19 protein-coding genes are annotated in these 20194 nt (G+C 33.1%); 3 read left to right on the forward strand and 16 right to left on the reverse strand.

All coding sequences use genetic code 11. The features are described from left to right. Positions 1 to 6: 6 nt before the first annotated feature. The 10 genes from M1D64_RS10875 to M1D64_RS10920 all read right to left on the reverse strand — a co-directional run bounded on the left by M1D64_RS10875 (position 7) and on the right by M1D64_RS10920 (position 10747). Positions 7 to 507 carry a hypothetical protein gene (locus M1D64_RS10875; RefSeq protein WP_002484008.1) on the reverse strand — a complete coding sequence of 167 codons (501 nt, stop codon included), beginning with the start codon at positions 505 to 507 and terminating at the stop codon, positions 7 to 9. Between the two features lie 158 nt (positions 508 to 665). Continuing rightward, positions 666 to 1028: a dihydroxyacetone kinase phosphoryl donor subunit DhaM gene (gene dhaM, locus M1D64_RS10880; RefSeq protein WP_011303715.1), complete on the reverse strand. Its 363-nt coding sequence runs from the start codon at positions 1026 to 1028 to the stop codon at positions 666 to 668. Beyond that, positions 1028 to 1606: a dihydroxyacetone kinase subunit DhaL gene (gene dhaL / locus M1D64_RS10885; protein ID WP_002484010.1), complete on the reverse strand. Its 579-nt coding sequence runs from the start codon at positions 1604 to 1606 to the stop codon at positions 1028 to 1030. Before dhaL ends, dhaM begins: the two co-directional genes overlap by 1 nt. Before the next feature lie 34 nt (positions 1607 to 1640). Next, a complete protein-coding gene (gene dhaK, locus M1D64_RS10890) occupies positions 1641 to 2606 on the reverse strand; it encodes a dihydroxyacetone kinase subunit DhaK (RefSeq protein ID WP_041079743.1) in 966 nt (321 codons plus the stop codon). Between the two features lie 180 nt (positions 2607 to 2786). Then, positions 2787 to 3803 (reverse strand): FecCD family ABC transporter permease, encoded by a 1017-nt coding sequence (locus M1D64_RS10895; protein ID WP_037539032.1) that lies wholly within the window; start codon positions 3801 to 3803, stop codon positions 2787 to 2789. After that, complete coding sequence (locus tag M1D64_RS10900) at positions 3800 to 4801, reverse strand: FecCD family ABC transporter permease (protein WP_011303718.1); 1002 nt, start codon at positions 4799 to 4801, stop codon at positions 3800 to 3802. The genes M1D64_RS10895 and M1D64_RS10900 overlap by 4 nt, the downstream gene beginning before the upstream one ends. 9 nt (positions 4802 to 4810) lie before the next feature. Next, complete coding sequence (locus M1D64_RS10905) at positions 4811 to 5614, reverse strand: ABC transporter ATP-binding protein (protein WP_069821739.1); 804 nt, start codon at positions 5612 to 5614, stop codon at positions 4811 to 4813. Between the two features lie 315 nt (positions 5615 to 5929). Next, entirely contained in the window at positions 5930 to 6766 is an 837-nt protein-coding gene (locus tag M1D64_RS10910) for a YitT family protein (RefSeq protein ID WP_002484015.1), read from the reverse strand. 647 nt (positions 6767 to 7413) lie between these two features. Further along, entirely contained in the window at positions 7414 to 8643 is a 1230-nt protein-coding gene (locus M1D64_RS10915) for a NupC/NupG family nucleoside CNT transporter (protein WP_011303719.1), read from the reverse strand. Positions 8644 to 9028: 385 nt separating this feature from the next. Next, positions 9029 to 10747: an ABC transporter ATP-binding protein gene (locus tag M1D64_RS10920; RefSeq protein WP_069821738.1), complete on the reverse strand. Its 1719-nt coding sequence runs from the start codon at positions 10745 to 10747 to the stop codon at positions 9029 to 9031. A gap of 224 nt (positions 10748 to 10971) precedes the next feature. On the opposite strand from M1D64_RS10920, the gene pbp4 reads away from it, so the two are divergent. Then, complete coding sequence (gene pbp4 / locus M1D64_RS10925) at positions 10972 to 12267, forward strand: penicillin-binding protein PBP4 (protein WP_002484018.1); 1296 nt, start codon at positions 10972 to 10974, stop codon at positions 12265 to 12267. A 164-nt stretch (positions 12268 to 12431) separates the two neighbouring features. On the opposite strand, the gene tagD is transcribed toward pbp4, so the two are convergent. The 4 genes from tagD to M1D64_RS10945 all read right to left on the reverse strand — a co-directional run bounded on the left by tagD (position 12432) and on the right by M1D64_RS10945 (position 16259). After that, positions 12432 to 12830, reverse strand: coding sequence for a glycerol-3-phosphate cytidylyltransferase (gene tagD / locus M1D64_RS10930; RefSeq protein WP_002484019.1), 399 nt, complete (start codon positions 12828 to 12830; stop codon positions 12432 to 12434). 90 nt (positions 12831 to 12920) lie between these two features. Beyond that, positions 12921 to 13979, reverse strand: a complete 1059-nt coding sequence (locus M1D64_RS10935; protein WP_041079747.1) for a glycosyltransferase family 2 protein — start codon at positions 13977 to 13979, stop codon at positions 12921 to 12923. Continuing rightward, positions 13976 to 15067, reverse strand: a complete 1092-nt coding sequence (tarB, locus tag M1D64_RS10940; RefSeq protein ID WP_037539035.1) for a teichoic acid glycerol-phosphate primase TarB — start codon at positions 15065 to 15067, stop codon at positions 13976 to 13978. The genes M1D64_RS10935 and tarB overlap by 4 nt, the downstream gene beginning before the upstream one ends. A gap of 391 nt (positions 15068 to 15458) precedes the next feature. Continuing rightward, positions 15459 to 16259, reverse strand: a complete 801-nt coding sequence (locus M1D64_RS10945; protein WP_002484022.1) for an ABC transporter permease — start codon at positions 16257 to 16259, stop codon at positions 15459 to 15461. A 400-nt stretch (positions 16260 to 16659) separates the two neighbouring features. Here M1D64_RS10945 and tagH point away from each other — a divergent pair, with 400 nt between their 5' ends. Continuing rightward, positions 16660 to 17454: a teichoic acids export ABC transporter ATP-binding subunit TagH gene (gene tagH, locus M1D64_RS10950; protein WP_011303725.1), complete on the forward strand. Its 795-nt coding sequence runs from the start codon at positions 16660 to 16662 to the stop codon at positions 17452 to 17454. A gap of 172 nt (positions 17455 to 17626) precedes the next feature. Here tagH and tarA read toward each other — a convergent pair whose 3' ends face one another. Continuing rightward, positions 17627 to 18373 carry an N-acetylglucosaminyldiphosphoundecaprenol N-acetyl-beta-D-mannosaminyltransferase TarA gene (gene tarA / locus M1D64_RS10955; protein ID WP_002484024.1) on the reverse strand — a complete coding sequence of 249 codons (747 nt, stop codon included), beginning with the start codon at positions 18371 to 18373 and terminating at the stop codon, positions 17627 to 17629. A gap of 302 nt (positions 18374 to 18675) precedes the next feature. On the opposite strand from tarA, the gene M1D64_RS10960 reads away from it, so the two are divergent. Next, on the forward strand, positions 18676 to 19425 hold the full coding sequence (locus tag M1D64_RS10960; RefSeq protein WP_041079748.1) for a M50 family metallopeptidase: 750 nt from the start codon (positions 18676 to 18678) through the stop codon (positions 19423 to 19425). 99 nt (positions 19426 to 19524) lie between these two features. Here the strand turns inward: M1D64_RS10960 and M1D64_RS10965 are convergent, their stop codons facing one another. Then, positions 19525 to 20169 (reverse strand): metal-dependent transcriptional regulator, encoded by a 645-nt coding sequence (locus tag M1D64_RS10965; protein WP_041079749.1) that lies wholly within the window; start codon positions 20167 to 20169, stop codon positions 19525 to 19527. Positions 20170 to 20194 lie beyond the last annotated feature (25 nt).

Genomic DNA, 20194 nt, shown 5'->3' on the forward strand with positions numbered 1-20194 from the left:
AACGCATTAATGGGCATTTTTAAAACGATTTAACTCGTTAAATTCAACAACCACATTATCCATACGTTTAGCAGTTTCTTTAAGCACATTACGCGCAACACTATTCGTAGGATCTAATTTAAGTATTTGGCGTGATACGTCGAATGCTTTTTTATCAGAAATGACTGGTTCCGGAACTGCATGTAATAATAACATTTGTAACAAGCTTTTTACTTCTTTGCCCTCAGTGATTTTTATGGATGCTTCTGCATGATAAAATGCAGAATCCAAAGCCCCATGGAGTTCACTTAATGGATAGACTAATAAGAGGAACGCTAAATCGTGCATTTCTGCCGTTTCTTCTTCTTTCATCATATCTAAAATACATGTATAAAACATAATATTTTCCACTTCATGAGCACTTGAAATATAAGCTTCTTCAAATTCCATAAAATCTGACTGGGACATTAAACGTTTGACTGACTCAAATTCGCCGTTTAAGACATGCTTTTGTATTAAATCTTTCATGGCAATGTCCTCCTAGGTATCCAGATTTCTATAACAGTTAGCTTTTATTCTACCATAATCTATCTCTATATTCATTTAAAAAAGAAGTTTTTTGTCAAATTAGTTGCTACCTTCATATTTAACTTACTTTTTATAGTTTTTAACAATAGCTATGCGCTTTAGCCAAATGTTTTATTTAACGCTTCTATGGTCTCATCAATAGATCCACCAACTGATAATTTAACTGCTGCAGTAAAACTCCCTTCAACAATAGGTGCATCAACTTTCTCTACTCGATGTTGCCCTTCATACATCTCAATTGCTAAATCTAAGTTCATTTCTGCAGACCCGATATCATAAAAACATAACGTATCATCATCTACTTGATTAATTAACGCTTGTATATGGTCATATGACGTACCGATATCATCGCCTACACCACCTTGATCAATTACTGTCACACCCGGTGCCATTTGTTTTAATAAATCTTTTGTACCAGCCGCAATTGCTTTACTATGACTAATGATTACGATTTGAGTCATTATGATTCATCTCCAATCAATGCATTTAAAATGTAAACACTACTCTGTGCGCCTGGGTCAACGTGTCCTTTCGAATCTTCCTTGAAATAGGAAGCACGTCCTTTTGTAGCTTCAATATCTTTTGTCATATCAGCATATGATTGCAATACATCAAGCGTCAAGTTTTCACCTTGTTGTATGGCTTGATTAGCACGTTCGATAACGTCAAACATGGTTTTTTCATTTAATTCTACTTTGCCTCTTTGCGCAATCGCTTCTGAAAATGAATTTAATAGTGCTTTTAAATTGTCTTGATCAATTTCTTCATTGACCACTTGAGACATTTTTACAAAGCTGAAGCCATACAAAGGGCCTGAAGCACCGCCGATATGAGACATTAAAGTCATTCCAGTAGACTTTAATAAACTTTGCATAGAGCTGTCATCAATATTATCAGGTAAAGCTTTAAAGCCTCTTACCATGTTAACACCATGATCCCCATCACCAATAGCTCTATCTAAATCCGTAAGTAGTGTTTCTTTTTCTTCAAATACTTCTACTAATTCTAATAACCGTGCTTTGAGTTCAGAGATATTCATGCTTCCACTCCTTCAGTTTATGTTTTAAGATATTTTAATTAAAATAATGACTTGAGGTTGGCGTATTGATCGCAGTTAGGATTGCTTCTGAATTCGGTACAAGCGTTAACGAAAATCCTTGCATATCTAAAGCTGTCATATAATCGCCTACTAACCATTGAGCAACTGTTTTATCGTTTTTATCCATATATTCAGCAACATATTTTGCCACTATATTAAGCTCTGAAAGCGGCGTGGCACCCATGCCATTGACCATTACGATCAAATCATCTGATTGTACTTCTTTGAACAATTCATTTAATAAACGTTCTACAATGTTATCTACGGTTTCTATTTTTTCTCTTGATAGACCTTTCTCACCATGTATACCGATGCCTATTTCCATTTCATCCTCTGCTATGTCAAAACCAAATTGACCTGTTGTTGGTACCATGGGCGCTGTAATGGCCATACCAATCGTATTGATATTTGGTAAAAAGTTCTCTATCTTTTCTTTGATATCCGATAATACCACGCCATTCTCTGCTAAGTGACCCGCATATTTATGAACGAGTACTGTACCCGCAACACCTCTACGTTTTTCTTCGTCGCTTACTGCAATATCATCTTTCACAACCACTGTTTCTACGTGAATGTCTTCCATTTCAGCCATTTCTTGTGCCATTTCAAAATTCATAACGTCACCAGCATAGTTTTTCACTACTAATAATACGCCATCACCATTGTCTACAGCTTTAATCGCGCTTAATATTTTATCAGGTGTTGGTGATGTAAAGACTTCGCCACAAACTGCAGCATCCAACATGCCTTGTGCTACGTAACCCGCATGTGCTGGTTCATGGCCACTACCACCTCCAGAAACAATCGCTACACCTTTTCCTTTTTTATGTTTTCTAACAACAACGGTATCTGAAATAATCTCAATTTCTTTATTTGTGATTGAAAGTCCATCTAACATATCATTTAAAAAATGTGTTTTTTCTTTAATCAATTTTTTCATAACGACGACCTCCTCATTTATCTATTTATTCTTAGTATACCCCACTCACAAATGTAAACGCTAACATATAAGCGTTGATTCTTCTAATTTTTCCAACATTATGGTTACCTTCTAAAATTGAGCATATAAAACGAATACTTGTATCAACTTCAACAAGTATTCGTCTCAATATTTCATCTATTAAACTGATTTTGTTTTGTACATTAAGTATAAGAAATAAGGTGCTCCGATAATTGCAACAACAATTCCTGCTGGAATACCAGATGGCTGTAAGATAACTTGTCCTAAAGTATCTGCCAATACAAGTAAGAAAGCACCAATTAATATAGAAATTGGTAAGAACAACTGGTGTCTTGGTCCGACAATTGATTTAGCAATATGAGGCCCTAATAATCCTATAAAACCTATTGCACCTACAACCGATACTGCGGCAGATGAAAGTAAGACTGCGACAAGTAGAAGGATAATACGTTCTCTACCGATTTTCACACCGACACCTTGTGCAATATGCTGATGTGTATTCAATAAGTTTAAGACATTCGCTTTAAATAGTAAAAATGGTATAAGTACAATAATCCATGGTAAGAAGGCAATAACAAATGCCCACTCATCTCCCCAAATATTACCAGCAAGCCATGAAGCAATAAACTCTGATTGATCTTCATCGAATGTAGACATTAATGTTAATGAACCACCGCTTAGTGCTGAGGCCATACCAACACCAACTAGCACCATACTTGCAGGCGTAATACCTTCACCTTTGTTATAACTGAATGAAAATATAATGAGCGCAGTCAGTACGCCACCGATCATACTTATAATAGGGAGGACGTAAACAAAATTGGCTGCATCAACCTGACCTACAACTATAAATAACGCAATAACAAAGCCACTACCTGCGTTGATTCCAAGAATACCCGGTTCCGCTAATGGGTTCTTAGTCACACTTTGTATAATAGCCCCACTCATAGCTAATGCTGCGCCTGCTAAAATTGTAATAATCATTCGTGGTAATCTAAACTCCATGAGTATTAAGGTATCTGTATAGGCTCCTTGACCAATTAGCGTCTTGAAAAACGTGCCAACTGACATCTTATACTCACCTGAAGTCATACTCCAAGCACATGCCAACAATACTAAGATAGTTAGAATCACCATTGTGATCCATTGTTTATGTTTTAATCTTGGATCTATCATGAGAAGCGTCCCCCTCTTTTAACTAAGTATAAGAAGTAAGGTACACCAATAAAGGAAATAATTGCACCAACTGGAGCTTCTCCTAGCATACGTGCAACTGTATCCGCAACAAGTAGTAACAAGCCACCAACAACTGCCGTAAGTGGAATAACACGAGCATAATCTGTTCCTACTAAATATCTCACTATATGCGGTACCATTAAACCGACAAATGCTATTTGACCAACCATCGCTACGGCTATACCTGCCATAATCATAGATAAAATCAACGTAATTGCGCGCGTGAATGCTACATTTTGACCAAGGCCTTTAGCAAGGGTTTCGCCTAAATTTAATATTGTTAATTGCTTACTCATTGAAATGATAATGACAAGTGCAATTAAAATAAATGGCGCTGCCCACATTAATTGATTCCAAGTCGTACCTGAAACACCACCGGCACTCCAAAACGTTAAACTTTGATTTAATCTAAATAACAATGCGACACCTTGACTTAATGCAGTCAATAGCGCACTGACGGCTGCACCTGCTAATATAATACGCATAGGATTAAACCCATCACTTCTTGACCTACCAATCATGAGCACAATAAAGCCACCCATTAATGCACCTATGAATCCAGCAAACATCATAACGATAAATGGTGCTGTCGGATAGAATGCAAAAGTGAGCGCAAGCATGAATGAAGCACCCGAATTCAGACCAATTAAACTCGGGTCAGCCAAACCATTTTTAGTAACACCTTGAATGACTGCACCTGAAGTACCCAATGCAACACCAACTAAGATTGCACCTATATCTCGTGGTATGCGTATTTCACTTATGATATTATGTTGTTGATTTTTAGGGTCATAGTTAAATATTGCTTCAAAAATAGTCGATAAATGAATTTTAGCATCACCAAATAAGATTGAAGTAATCAAGGCAACAATCAATAGTAGCACTGCTATAATAAATGTCGTTGTAAAATTCAACTTCCCTTTTCTCTTTGTAGTCATAATTTATCCCTAAACCTCAGAATAACTTCTTCTGCATAAATCGTATGTTACTAGCATAGGTTTTCCAGTTCTTGGGTCTGTACTAATCTCTACATCGATATTAAACACTTTTTCTAAAATATCTTTCGTTAACACTTCTTCAGTCTCACCAGTCGCAATAATATCGCCATTTTTCATAGTAATTAAATGATCTGAAAAACGGACAGCCTGGTTTATATCATGTAAAACCATGATAATTGTACAACCTTGTTCTTTATTTAATTGCGTAATCAATTCCAAGATTTCTAATTGGTGAGAAATATCTAGATATGTTGTTGGTTCGTCTAAGAAAATAATATCTGTACGTTGAGCTAAAGCCATAGCTATCCATACACGCTGACGTTGTCCACCACTCAAGTCATTGATAGAACGCAATTTAAAATCATACGTACCAGTTACGCGCATTGCCCAATCAATTTCCTTTTTGTCTTCTGCAGACAGACGACCAAAGCCTTTTTGATGCGGAAAGCGACCATATGATACAAGCTCACCGACTGTCAATCCATCAGCAACTTCTGGTGATTGAGGTAAAATCGCTATTTTCTTTGCAATTTCTTTCGTAGAATGTGAATGTATGTTTTCACCATCTAACTTAATTTCTCCATTTTTAACCGGTAATAACCGTGATAACGCTTTAAGTAATGTTGATTTCCCACAACCGTTTGGTCCTATAATAGAAGTAATTTTTCCATCTGGTATGTGTACATCTAAATTATTGACGATGACATTATCTCCATAACCTATAGTGACCTGTTCTCCTTTTAAGCGATTCATAATTTCCCTTCTTCCTATAGCAGTAAGCATCATAGCCTGTTTATTCCCTTATAAATTTTATCTATTGACTTATAAATTTTCCATATTTTTTAAATGATAATCATTATCATAGATGTCATTATATCATTTTTTAAACCTATTGACTATCAAATGTTTTTATAGTATTTCTTTACTTTATAATCTGTTTATATCTATATACTTTTTATTTTCAGTTGCTTATATGTTCGTTTTCAGGGGAGCTTTTTAAGCAAAATAAATAGCCTTTAGTTATGAATTACTTCATAAATTAAAGGCTAAAAGTGAATTAATTTATTTTTAATGTTCGTCGATTAAAAAACCGTTACCATATACATCTCGTACATCATGTATTACTAAAAAGGCATCGCTGTCTATTTTTCTAATTAAGCGTTTCGCACGTGTGACCTGTGTCTTCGTTATTACAACATACAAGATATCTTTTTCTTGTTTAGAAAAATAGCCACGTCCATTTAAAATGGTAAGTCCACGTCCTACTTGCTCATCTATTACTTTAGCAATTTCATCTGGTTTGCTTGAAATAATGGTCATTGCTTTTTTCGTATTCAAACCTTCTATGACATAATCCATCACTTTGGTACCAATGTATAGCGAAATCACTGTTACAAGTGCACTAGAAATTGGAATAACCGATAATGAAATCGCTACGACAATCAAGTCAAAGAATAGCAATGCATACGGTGTACTGACATCTAAATATTTATTGGCAATGCGCGCTAAAATCGTTGTCCCCGCTGTTGTGCCACCGGCAAGTACAATAATCCCGATACCGAGCCCGACACATGTACCGCCAAACACTGCATTCACTAAAATATTACCGGTTTCAATCTTCCAGCTTTCGGTAAACTCTAAGAATATAGAGATAAGTATGGTTGCAACTATCGTTAAGTACATACTTCTCTTGCTTAAAAATTTATAGCCTATCGCAATTAACAATGCGTTAAAAACAAAGTTTGTGATACCTGGAGAAATGTGAAAGGCATAGTACAGAACAATCGCTATACCAGTTACGCCTCCTTCACCTAAATCAGCAGATATGATAAATGTATTTACGCCAGCTGAAAATATAAATGATCCAAAAACGACTAATATTAAATCACGTACTGTTTTATTCACCCACACGACCCCCTTCGATTTGCTTCAATCAATTGAATGTTAGCAAATAATCGTCAATACCACAACATCTATATTGTCGCAAAAGCCCAATTCATCGGTCTAAATCGCTATGATACTGCCGATACTTTATATCACAACTTTTTAAAGTTTAAAAATTCTGAAATTTCTGTTTACTTATACATCTCTGTTTGCTATAATAAAATCTATCTTCTTATTGATAGCCAATAAGAAGCCATCTCCTTTGTGTTGTTTATAGTAACAAACAAAACAATTTTTGCTCGAGTATATTTTTAGTACCTAGTCCTTACTAATTATGTACAATTAATTCATTTCCCGTAAAAACCAAGTAATGATGAATGTGTCTCCTCACTTCAATTACTTGGTTTTTTATTGTGTTTTTTGGTACCAAGTCCTATCAATACAGAACTAATGTGATAGGACTTCTTCAACAAAGCGATGCCACTCTTTTAAACAATAAAAAAAGAGTGTACAGAAACCTAATTTAGAAAAAATTAAGTTCCCTATACACTCCAACATGGTTTTGAGATAAAAAACATATAAGCACTTTAAAACCTATATATATATACCTCGCATGCTTCACATCTATCTTATTTTATTATGCATTTTAAAATCATACCTCATTCAACTTACCAAGCAAATAATCCAACGAAACCTGCAGTCATTAATGATACTAAAATACCAGCAAGTAATAGCATTGGGACATATTGTGAAACAAAATCGGATGTTTTCTTATCTACGATCCCTTTCAAAGTACCTACAATCATACCGATTGTTGAGAAGTTAGCAAATGAGATTAAAAATGTTGTGATTACTGCACGTCTATGTGGTGAATAGGAATCAACGACGTCTTTAATTTGCCCCATCACAACGAACTCATTTGTAACAATTTTTTTAGCCATTTGTTGTGCTACAATCCATGCTTCGCCCCATGGTAAACCTAATAGTAATGCGAATGGATACATGAACGCACCGAGTATTTGATCTAGACCGAAACTACCTTTAATACCTGCCCAACTTCCCACGATGCCAGTTATTAAGTTAATTAATCGATCAATTAAATCTGATAAAGCTACAAAACTAATAACAAACGCCACAATTATTAGAATCAGTTTACCAGCATTAAGTACAGAATCGCCTAAGAATGAGAAGAACGGTTGGCGTTCCACTTCATCATTTTGAATACTGTAAATAATATCTTCTTTTTCTTCAAGAGTGACTGGATTTAATATCGATGAAACAATAATTGCATTAATAATATTTAATGGAATGGCAGTTAGTACCAAATCACCTGGAACCATAGAGACATATGCACCAACAATGGCGCCAGATATCGAACTCATTGCCATCATTGCAACAGTTAACACACGTGTTTCTTTCATACGCTTCAATTGTTCATTTGAAACAGCTAAAGCTTCTGTATTACCTAAAAACATCATTTCGATACTAAAGAATGACTCGAACTTAGGTTGTCTTGTAACTTTCGCTAATACCCAACCTATACCACCAATGACTTTTGGTAATATATTAAAGTACATTAAAATATCGAATAATGGTACAACTAATAAAATTGGGAATAAAGCACTTACTGCCATGTCCATTGCACCTGGTTTCACCCAACTTGCAAATGCAAAGCCTGTCCCAGCATGTGCAGAATCAATCACCCAAGAAATACCATTCGCTAACGATTGTACTGCTGTTTTCCCCCAAGGAAAGTACATTAAAAACCATGCTAAGAATAAATTTATTAGTACTAAAATAGCAATAGATTTCCATTGAATATGCTTTTTGTTTCTAGAAAATAAGACTGCAATCCCTAAAAATACAAACAATCCTATTATGTTTATCACTAAGAACATCAATACACCCACCATTTCTAATTTAAATCATTGTTATCAATGTATGTTTGAAAGTACACCTGTTGCTATGTATTTTGAAAATATAAATAAACAAATTGTCTCCATCCTTAATAACGCATGCATTAATTATTAAGTTTCAACTTTCCATTTATCCTTTTTTCTTCTAATTTTTAGTTTGTTCAATCATCATAATAAATGAGTTATACTTTCATAAGACATTACTTTGAATCTACTTAATAATTATATCACGCATGTACTTTATATAAAATAACTATTTTATAGTTCGTTTTAATCGAAAAAAACAGTCATTCACTTCCTAAAATATTCGTGTTTAATTATGAAAACGGCTTCATTTGATAAACAAATGAAGCCGTTTCTGTTCTTTTTATTTTGTTAAGTTCTGTGTGTTTACAAATTGTTGATATTTTTCATGATTAGTAATTAGTTCTTGATGTGTACCTCTACCTGTTACTTTTCCAGCATCAATAAAGATAATTTGCTCCGCTTTTTTAATAGTAGAAAGTCTATGTGCGATAACAACCGTCGTACGATTTTCCATTAATTCCTCTAATGCGTCTTGTATTTTCCGTTCGCTCTCACTATCTAAATTAGCAGTAGCTTCATCAAGTAATAAGATATCTGGATTTTTAACAAAACAACGGGCAACATCGATACGTTGACGTTGGCCACCTGATAGTTTCAATCCACGTTCACCGACGACCGTATCGTAACCATCTTCAAACTGTTCAATAAATTCATGACAATTTGCTAACTTCGCGTAATGAATCAATTCTTCATCAGTGACTTCCCGATTAATACCATATAAAATATTATCCTTAATAGTACCGTTCATCATTGAATTGGATTGCATGACATAGCCTATTTTTTCACGCCATTGCCCTAATGCAATATCGTAAATTGAATTACCACCATATGTAATATCGCCATCTTCAATATCGTACATACGCTCTATAATATTAAAGATTGTACTCTTACCTGATCCTGAGGGACCTACAAATGCTGTGACTTTACTTGGAGGTATTTCAAAATTAACATCCGAAAGTATGGGTTTCGTACCATACTTAAAATCAACGTTTTCAAATATTAAGCTGCCATCATTAATTTCTGATGCTTGAGTGACATTTAAAAGTTCCGTTGGTTCTTCCATAATTTCATAGATACGACTACTGGCACCAACTGCCTTTTTATAGTCTGTAACTAAAGTTGATAAATTAATTAATGGGGATGACAGTTGGATTACATAAAATATCATGGCAATTAACGTACCGGCTGTTATTGCCCCTGTCGAAATTCTGATTGCACCAAAACCTAATATAATGGCAATCGTGAGTAGCATAATCACACCTGATATCGGTTGGATGATGGCAGTAATTTTAGCCTGTTTCAATCCTAAAAAGTATATTTCTTTTAAATTTTTATGTGCATTATCCAATTCTAAATCTTCAGTATGAGAAACCTTTACTAAACGCATTTCTGTTAAAACACGTCCTAACAAACCACTGAAATTCGCGATTTCTGACTGAGTTTTTTTAGAAATGTTTTGCATTACTTTACCGAGTGGTATCATAATCAATACAAAAATAGGTATCGTAATAAATGTTAATAACGTCATCTGCCAATCCATGACAAATAACATAATCATAGATCCAATGATCGTTAGCACAGAAGGTAAGAGATTGGGTAATTTCTGAGAAATAAATTCATTAATTACTTTCGTATCATCTGTTAAACGACTCATTAATTGCCCACTTTCGTTTTGATCAAAGAATGGCATTTTCAAATGAATGATATGGCGCCATAACACAGAACGAATGGCATAAATAATTTTTTCTCCAATTTTGCTTAGTAAATATAAACCAATCCCACTCAATAATGCATTTACTATAAAAATAGAAATGAATCCAGCGACAAACATCCAATTCATATTTTCAAATGAAAATTTGTCCACAAGCTTACCTGTGAAAAATGGTACGAGTAGTCCTGTAATACTACCTAATGAAGAAATCAATACGGCAATAATAATCAGCCCTACCGGCCATGATAATTTTTTGAATAAGTAGAATAATGGATTCTCTTGCTTCATGTTTTTGACCTCTTCTTAAAATTTTTATTTCTTTTATACGATAATTGAGCAGAAATTTAAAAATTTCATTAAATGAATTACAATTCAACTGATTCTATTTTACACAACCCTTTTCCATTCCACAAATACCCTAAACTAATAGGGTTATATTTTATTATAAGTTTGCAATATGCTAAAATATTTCTATTGCACCAAAACTGAATATATTAAGAGGGAATGTCATTATGAGAAAGTTTATACTAACTATTATAACTGTACTCTTCATTGGTACAATTATAACACCTTTTGCACAAGCTGAAAGCATTACGCCAACTCAGGCTGCTAATCAATATGGCTATAATGTCACAGATTCATATCAACCAGAAGGCGCCATTAATGTTTCGCAAACAGGGCAACTATTATATCAATACAATATCAATAAAACATGGTATCCCGCTTCGATGACTAAATTAATGACCATGTATTTAACACTCGAAGCAGTAAATAAAGGTGATTTGTCTTTAAATGATAAGGTTAAAATCACAGATGAACACTATAGAATGTCTACACTTCCTGAACTAAGTAATACAAAACTTTATCCAGGTGAAACATATACGATCAAAGAGTTATTACAAATTACGGTGTCTAACTCTAGTAATGCTGCTGCGCTTATTTTAGCTAAAGAAGTTTCTGGGAATCTTTCAGACTTTACAGACAAGATGAATTCAAAAGCAAAATCATTAGGCATGAAAGATACGCATTTTGTAAACCCTACTGGTGCTGAAAATAAACAATTAAAAGATTTCGCACCTAAAAAATACAAAAACGAAGACAATAATACGTCAACTGCTAAAGACTTTGGCATTTTATCACAACATGCTGTACAAGATACACCAAAAATTTTAGATTTTACTAAACAACTTGCGCCAACCCAACACGGTGTAACTTATTATACATTTAACCATTCACTTGAAGGTGCCGATATGAGCCTAGAAGGTACTGACGGATTAAAAACAGGTTCAAGTGATATCGCCGATTACAACCATACCATTACAACCAAACGTGATGGTTTCCGAATTAATCAAGTTATCATGGGCGCCGGCGACTATAAAAACCTTGGCGGCGAAAAACAACGTAATATGATAGGTAATGGATTGATGAACATGTCCTTTGATCAATATAAATATACAAAAATATTATCAAAAGGCGAACAAAAAATTAACGGTAAAACGTATTTTGTTGAAAAAGATCTTTACGATGTATTACCAAAAGACTTCGATAAAAACGACTACAAAGTCGTTATTGAAGATGACAAAGCACATATCGACTATGACCGTGAATTTATTTCAGATAAATATGGTCCACCATCAGTTAATGTTAATAAACCACTTGTACATCAAGCAACAACAATTGTAAAATCATCTTGGGATGAACATCCAATCTTAACATTATTAGGTACCATTTTAATCATTGTAGCCATAGCCATTGTTATTTATCTTATTATCGACTTATTCAGAAAAAAATCACGTAATAAAAAATAATATTACCCGATGGGAGTGGGACTACGAAATCTCAATAAAAAATTTGATTTCTGTACCACTTCCATTTTTTACACATAAAAAGGTTGTTGAAGTCAGTTCACCTCAACAACCTTTTTATGTGTTATTTAATTTTTTCAAAACAAGTTCCATTTATATAGCACATTTTACTTTTCACTATCACCATATAATTCTTTTTTAATTTTAGTTGTAGATATACCCTCTGTACGATTAAGATATATCACTTCACATTTGTCTTTTAAGAAATCAAATTCGCCTTCCCAATCATGGCCCATTACAAAAGTATCCACTTCATAGCGATCAACGTCAATTTCTTTTTGGCCCCAACCACTTTCTGGGATAACAAGGTCAACATAACGTATGGATTCTAACATCATTTTACGTTGTTCAAAGTTATAATAAGATTTTTTATTTTTAATGCGATTAAACTCATCTGTTGATAAAGCAACTATTAAATAGTCACCCATTTCTCTTGCTCTTCTTAACAATTCAATATGACCATAATGTAATAAATCATATGTGCCATAAGTAATTACTCGTTTCATAAACTATACTCCTTAACAAAAAATTTACTTAAATTTTACATTTTAAAAATTATAGCATATTCCATACAAGTTTACGAATATCGACTGTTTTTATCGGTTTAAAATTTGTTTCAATTTCATTCTTCCTCTGAATCGAGCGCGTTTGGGTAAAATTTCCGCTTTAAAGCGATAATAATTCGGTCTACCAATACCAACCTTTAACAATGTATCTCTCCATTGTTGATACAGCGCTTTATTCCACTTTTTACTGCCTTGCTCAATCACTTTTACAATTCTAAACATCGCTGCACCATCGTAATCTGTTTTCTGCATTTCCATCATGTATGCAATAACTAAATCTAATAATTGTTGTGTTATTATGTCATGCTTTTCAATATATGATTGCAATAAATAACTGACAATCAACTCATCCATGCGGTAGCTATAATAAATTCTTGATTCTCTAAGTAATAACGTATCCATAACACGCGCTCTTACTTTAACTGCATCTTGCATATACGAAGCAAATTGCTCTGCACGTTGATCTGTTACGGACCCTTCTTGCTCGTTATAACCATACACAATATCAGGTAATAGTTGAATATCATGTGCTTTTTTATATGCATTAATAATAAAAGTATGTTCTTCACAGAACACCACATCTTCATCGAAGCGTAAGTCTGCAAATTTGGCGTTAAACATTTTAGCGCCCGGACCGATAGATTGCATCATATCTGGACATTGTGCGAGATTGACTTTATCAAGTTTTTGAATAGCTTGATGTGAATAAATCGTTTGCCAATCGCCATCTTTTTCACGACCAATTTGACCAATTACAATATCCACATTGTCATCTTGCTGATAATAATCTGCCATAAAATCAATTCTGCTTGGCAAAAATTCATCATCTGCATCTAAAAACATAAATACATCACCTGTCATATTAGCAAGCCCAACATTTCTACTAGCTGCCGCACCTTGATTCTCTTGATTAATAATAATGACATGCTTGTATTCATTTTGAAGTTTTTCGAGTTCTATTTTACTATCATCTGTTGAGCCATCATTGATACATATAATTTCATAATTTTGTTTCGTATCAACGGATGCAATTGCTCTACGAATTGTATTCACTGCATTAAATACAGGAATGATAATTGAAATTTTCATATTTTCACCATTTTCTCTATTTCATTAATAACTTTAGTCAAACTATCTTTGGCATTATACTCGTGCCAATCATTAAATAAAGGGGGTAATTGTACATCATGATCTTTTAGCTTTTCTATTAATTCTGTTTCTGTATAGGCTTTATATGCTTCAGGAATAGCTTTATAAAATGTATTTAATCCTCGCTCTTCCTCATACTGTGCTTCATCATAGACATAAAATAATGATGGCTTATCTAAAATACTAGCTTCAATCGCTAATGAGCTATAATCACTTATGATCACATCAGCTAAAATCATCATTGATTGTAAATTAATCGCTGTTTGGTCTTCTGTTGCGATAGAAGGATGTAAGTTGCTAAGTAGCGTATACTCTGGTAACGCTGCTTCAAATTGGCTTTTATCAATTTGACGATTGGCTTGCTTATGTTCACGATAAGTGGGGACGTAAATTGCTACCTTCCCCTCTATACCATATTGTTTTTTCAATTCATTCTGCCTTTTTACTACATCGAGTCTCGTATAAGGAACCAACCTTGGTAGTCCAGTTCTTAAAAATTGGTCGTCTGACGCCTCAAAAGATGCTTTGAAACATTCAATCATTGGTTCACCGCCTACCAGATACTTATCTGTCGCATTATAGACTTTTCTATATTGATTCACCATTTTAGCATTGGATAAATCCACTTGATGATCCGTTAATCCAAATTGTTTCAATGCACCTGCTGCATGCCATGTTTGAATAATGGTTTGGTTCGGTTTTTTCTTTAATCCTCCAAGCATTAAATAATACGTATCAATAACGATGACTTTTGCAGAACTAAGTGCTTTGATATGTTTAAATACACGCTTATTACCCGCCGGTAAAAAGTTTATTGTTTCAAATTGTTGTAAATATTTACGATTTTCTTCATTTCCAATCACAGTGATTGCGTACCCTTTTCGGTATAATGCTTCAACGATTGGACACACGTCTTCAGCAAATGTCATCATGATAACAATATGCTTACTTTGTACTTTCTTCTTTATATATATTAAATTCAAAAAGCGAATTATACCCATATATAAATTTTTAATAAGTTGTCTCACTACGTTCACCGCCAATTATTTTTTCAATGCGCTTGTTTATATTATATCTATCATAAATAGAAAATTATAGAAAAATCCTTTTTATCCATTTGAAATACTCAATTTTATTGAACCAATGCAAATCCGTACATCTTTCGCATTTCATACTTAATACAAATGTTGAAAGGCCTTTATAATAACCGCCAAAATTTTAATAGGATTACATGCACTTAAATTCATGCATTTATACGGCTCATTTCACGCAAATCACAGTAGTTCTAAAGCGTAGTAAGCAATTATGTTGAGTGTAAAAAAGTCTGAGACATATCATTATGTCCCAGACTTTGATTTCAATATATCACGCGCTAAATTCATTGATTCAGCATTCTCTATACTTTAAATATCTACTTATTTACATGAAATCTGCAAAATGATCTCGATAACGCATATGAAGTATTGAACCGAGTATAAACAGAAGTATAATAATAAACATGTTATACAACGTTAATTCCCAATGTGTAATAAAGTACCACTCTTTGTGTAACACAGCAGAACGATATGCCTCTGCTAAATAATAAATCGGATTTAATTTCATTACATCTTTTACAATACCTTCTGGCGGTACAATTAAAATAGATGAAGCAAAGAATACCATTCTCATTAAAGCTTGAATTGCCTGTTGCGTATCTTTAACGAGTACACCTAATGTAGAGGTGAACAAAGCAATCGCTGTTGTAAGGATTAGTGCAAATGGTACGTATAAAAACAGTTGTAATGTATAAATTGTTGGATAATAGCCAGCTAACATACATATGAATATAACAACAACGAGTAATGCTAGATGACCGTAGAATCTACTCATTACAATATAGGAAGGGATGATGGATAACGGAAAATTCATCTTCGCTACATGATTATACTTCGTTGCTATTGACTTTGTTCCTTCTAAAATACCTTGGTTAACAAAGAACCACATACTTATACCTACGAGTAACCAATAAATAAATGGCACACCGTCTATAGGATTATTACTTCTAATACCCAGACCAAAGACAAACCAATAAACCATAATTTGCATCGCTGGATTAATTAATTCCCAAGCCATACCTAAATAATTATTCGTATTCGTAATTTTCACTTGGAACTGCGCAAGCCTTTGTATAAGATAGAAATTTTTAAAATGCTCTCTAAATACTATCCACACTGCATTCATTTAAATAAACCACACTTTCAATCGATTTGCTTATCATCATTTATTCATGACGCTATTTATTGTATTCAATTCCAATATACGCTTTATGTCGTTACATAACAACTTTCATTCTATTCGCATATGACTCATTTTGAAAAGTGTTATTAAGTTAGCATGTTATATATTAAAATAATGAAAAATAGTTATTATAAATTCAGATAAAAGCGTTTCGTATCTATATTATTTTTTAACTTTATCATTAATAGTTGATTTTATAATGTATATTCAGTAAAATTTAACAACTGTATAAGTAATAATTATGTTAAATTGTACTCACTTACTTTACAATAGGTTAATAAATTTAACAACTAATATAATGTATAATATAATGGTATTAACTGTAAACAAGGAAGGTAAAAATATGAACGTATCGGTTAACATTGAACATGTAACTAAAGAATATCGTATTTATCGTAATAATAAAGAACGTTTAAAGGATGTCATTGTTCCTTTTCATAAAAATAAAACGTTCTATGCATTAAATGATTTATCATTAACGGCTTATGAAGGTGATGTCATCGGTTTAGTAGGTATAAATGGCTCGGGTAAATCTACTTTGAGTAATATGATTGGTGGCTCTCTGTCTCCTACTGAAGGCGATATCAAACGTGATGGTGATGTAAGTGTCATTGCGATTAATGCAGGATTAAATGGTCAATTAACAGGTATTGAAAACATTGAATTCAAAATGCTTTGTATGGGCTTTACGCGTAAGCAAATTAAAAAGCTCACACCTGAAATCATTGAATTTAGTGAACTAGGTGAATTTATATATCAACCTGTAAAAAAATATTCAAGTGGTATGCGTGCTAAGCTCGGTTTCTCTATCAACATTACAACTAACCCTGACATTCTCGTCATCGATGAAGCATTATCTGTAGGTGACCAAACCTTTGCGCAAAAATGTTTAGATAAGATATTTGAATATAAAGAACAAGGTAAAACGATATTCTTTGTTAGTCATAATATGAAACAAGTACGTGAATTCTGTACTAAAATTGCTTGGATTGAAGCAGGCAAACTTAAACAATTCGGTGAATTAGACGACGTTCTCCCTGAATATGAAAAATTCTTAAACGACTTTAAAAAGCGTTCTAAAGGAGAACAAAAGAAATTCAGAAATGACTTAGATAGTTCAAGATTTGTTGTAAAATAAATGACTTAAATTTAAATAGGAGTCCGAGACATCAATAAACCCATGTCTCGGACTCCTAATTTATATGTACTTAAGTAAAATTCAGCTCAAGTAATATTTTTGCTTATGACACTAACTTAAAACTACAACCTGTTTTATGAATAACAGATTACAATCACTGTGCTATCTAATGTTATTTCTTTAATCTCAATTTAAATACTTTATACAAAAAATTGGGAATCGCTTTGATTCTACCGATACGTTTCCAATCAATAAGTAAGCGATATACCCATTCTAAATTCATTTTTCTAAATAATACAGGCGCTCTTTTTTTCGTCCCACTAAACACTTCAATTGAGCCACCTACACCCATGAGTACCGTTTTATTAAAACGGTGTGCATGTCGCTCTATCCATTGCTCTTGTCTCGGATAACCCATACCCACAAAGATATAATCGGGATTAAATGATGTGACTTGTTTTAATACCATTTCATCTGTTAAATCAAAGAAACCATGATGAAAATCAAAGTTTATATCTGGATATTTCTCAGTAAGTTTCTGTTCTGCCTTCATCACAACATCATTTTTAGCACCTAATAAAAAAACTTTTTGGTTATTAGCATTTGCAATTTTTAAACATTCTTCCATTAATTCAATTCCAGGTACTCGCGTCTTCAATGGTGTTTTCAGTATACTTGCCGCTTTGACTATACCAGTTCCATCTGGAATAACATAATCTGCACTATTAATTAATTTACGATATGCTTCGTTTTCTGTAGCATAGTCCACAATTTCAGGATTTGCAGTAACGATAAATAAATTTTCCCCTTCATCTGCCAGAAAAAATCGCTTAATATTGTTGCGCATTTCCAATAATGTCACATTATCAAAATAGACAGATAACACATCTATTTTATCTATATGGTTGTTTTCCATCATGATTTAGAATCTCCTCACTCAAATACATCTTATCAATTTATTATTGTCATAGTAACATATTCAATAAGTACACGTGACTATAAATTAAACGATTTTGTAACCTATACTGATCTAAATTTATTATCATAAGCATAAATTCAACTCTAAACGTTATATGCGCATGCTTTTAATATTCAACTTTAACCACAATCTACGTCAAAAGTCCAAATGCTTTCTATATTAAATTACTTTATAATTAAGTTTATGCTATAACAATCTCAATTAAAAAAGAGATTGTAGGAATTCTAAACTGAGGTTACATTATGACAAAAATACAAGCATTTTTAAGTTCTACGATACAACTCAACTTAATTTGGGTTCTGATTATTGCATTAATTTATATCATCATTCATACTTACAGATATAAATCTGTAAACCAGATACTCGATATTTATTTAAATTATATCCCAGTACTAACGCATGAATTTGGCCATATCTTATTCAATAAAATAAGTGGTGGTAAAGCAAAAGATTTAGTTATTGTTGCTAAACCTTCAGAACGTATAGAAACTTCTCAACAAGGATTCGCGATAACTCAATCTAAATCAACGTTAGGTCAAGCTATCACAACATTTGGCGGTTACATCATGCCCCCATTAATGTTGCTTTTAGGATTTTTAGCGCTAGAAAATCAATATCCTAGTTTATTTATTACAGCTTACTTAATCATTTTCATTTACTTTCTAGCGTTAACATCTAGAAAGTTAGTCCCTATTTTAATTGTCTTATTGCTCATCGCTTTACTATATTTTTTATTCCAAAGTGATAATCAACAAATGATGCTTTATATCGTATCCATTAGCTATCATTTTATTTTAGGTGTGTTACTCGGCGAAGTTTTTCAATCATCTTGGACGATTTTCAAGCTAACATTTTCACGTCAAAGTGTCTCATGGGATGGCACGACACTCAAAGAACTCACGCATTTGCCAACGACCTTATTTAGTTTAATATGGATTGCCATTAATTTATTTACAATTTATCATCTACTGCAATCTTATTTTTCATTCTGACAATAAAAGCGTTTCTATCATACAAAAAGCAACCGCTCAATTTTTTGGCGGTTGCTTTTTTATGTTTTTCAACTATGTTATGCACGGTTACCAGAAAGTTTAAATTTCAGCGTATATATGCGCGGCATTGTCATAACTTAATACTGTAATTTGCTCATCTTTCTTTACAATAATAACTTTATTTGTATCATCTTTACTCAAGATTTCAATACGTTCATCAATCAATATATCTTTACTTGATAAGTAGATTAATAAGTCCGTTCTATCACGTACACGTTTTATTGTCACTGTATCACCAGTATCAAACGCTAATAAATTGGTTGTATATAATTCTTTATATTGATTATTTCTCGGGATAATACCGCCATGTGGACATGTGATTGGATAATCTAATAACTTATCTAAACGCTCCACAAATAAGTGAGATACTTTGTGTTCCAGTACTTCTGCTTCTTGATGTACCTCTTCCCAATTATATTGCAAAATTTTTATTAAAAATAATTCTAATAATCTATGGCGTTTAATGATATCTAATGTATATGTTAAACCTTCCTCTGAAAGCTTTACACCTTTATATGGTTTTGTTTCAACATACCCTGACTTCTCCAAACGATTAACCATCTCACTTACAGATGGTGGCTTAATAGTTAAATATTGGGATAGCGTCTTATTCGAAACAAAAGAATGGTCACCATCATGCGTTAAAATTGCTTTTAAATAGTCTTCTTTTTCTTCAGTTAGCATTATCTCACCTCTCAAATCATTCACC

The organism is Staphylococcus sp. Z5-21, from assembly GCF_056529615.1.

Coding starts and splice junctions, on each gene's coding strand:
- M1D64_RS10875 (WP_002484008.1), bottom strand. CDS start 507: ATGAAAGATTTAATACAAAAGCATGTCTTAAACGGCGAATTTGAGTCA.
- dhaM (WP_011303715.1), bottom strand. CDS start 1,028: ATGACTCAAATCGTAATCATTAGTCATAGTAAAGCAATTGCGGCTGGT.
- dhaL (WP_002484010.1), bottom strand. CDS start 1,606: ATGAATATCTCTGAACTCAAAGCACGGTTATTAGAATTAGTAGAAGTA.
- dhaK (WP_041079743.1), bottom strand. CDS start 2,606: ATGAAAAAATTGATTAAAGAAAAAACACATTTTTTAAATGATATGTTA.
- M1D64_RS10895 (WP_037539032.1), bottom strand. CDS start 3,803: ATGATAGATCCAAGATTAAAACATAAACAATGGATCACAATGGTGATT.
- M1D64_RS10900 (WP_011303718.1), bottom strand. CDS start 4,801: ATGACTACAAAGAGAAAAGGGAAGTTGAATTTTACAACGACATTTATT.
- M1D64_RS10905 (WP_069821739.1), bottom strand. CDS start 5,614: ATGAATCGCTTAAAAGGAGAACAGGTCACTATAGGTTATGGAGATAAT.
- M1D64_RS10915 (WP_011303719.1), bottom strand. CDS start 8,643: ATGTTCTTAGTGATAAACATAATAGGATTGTTTGTATTTTTAGGGATT.
- M1D64_RS10920 (WP_069821738.1), bottom strand. CDS start 10,747: ATGAAGCAAGAGAATCCATTATTCTACTTATTCAAAAAATTATCATGG.
- pbp4 (WP_002484018.1), top strand. CDS start 10,972: ATGAGAAAGTTTATACTAACTATTATAACTGTACTCTTCATTGGTACA.
- tagD (WP_002484019.1), bottom strand. CDS start 12,830: ATGAAACGAGTAATTACTTATGGCACATATGATTTATTACATTATGGT.
- M1D64_RS10935 (WP_041079747.1), bottom strand. CDS start 13,979: ATGAAAATTTCAATTATCATTCCTGTATTTAATGCAGTGAATACAATT.
- M1D64_RS10945 (WP_002484022.1), bottom strand. CDS start 16,259: ATGAATGCAGTGTGGATAGTATTTAGAGAGCATTTTAAAAATTTCTAT.
- tagH (WP_011303725.1), top strand. CDS start 16,660: ATGAACGTATCGGTTAACATTGAACATGTAACTAAAGAATATCGTATT.
- tarA (WP_002484024.1), bottom strand. CDS start 18,373: ATGATGGAAAACAACCATATAGATAAAATAGATGTGTTATCTGTCTAT.
- M1D64_RS10960 (WP_041079748.1), top strand. CDS start 18,676: ATGACAAAAATACAAGCATTTTTAAGTTCTACGATACAACTCAACTTA.
- M1D64_RS10965 (WP_041079749.1), bottom strand. CDS start 20,169: ATGCTAACTGAAGAAAAAGAAGACTATTTAAAAGCAATTTTAACGCAT.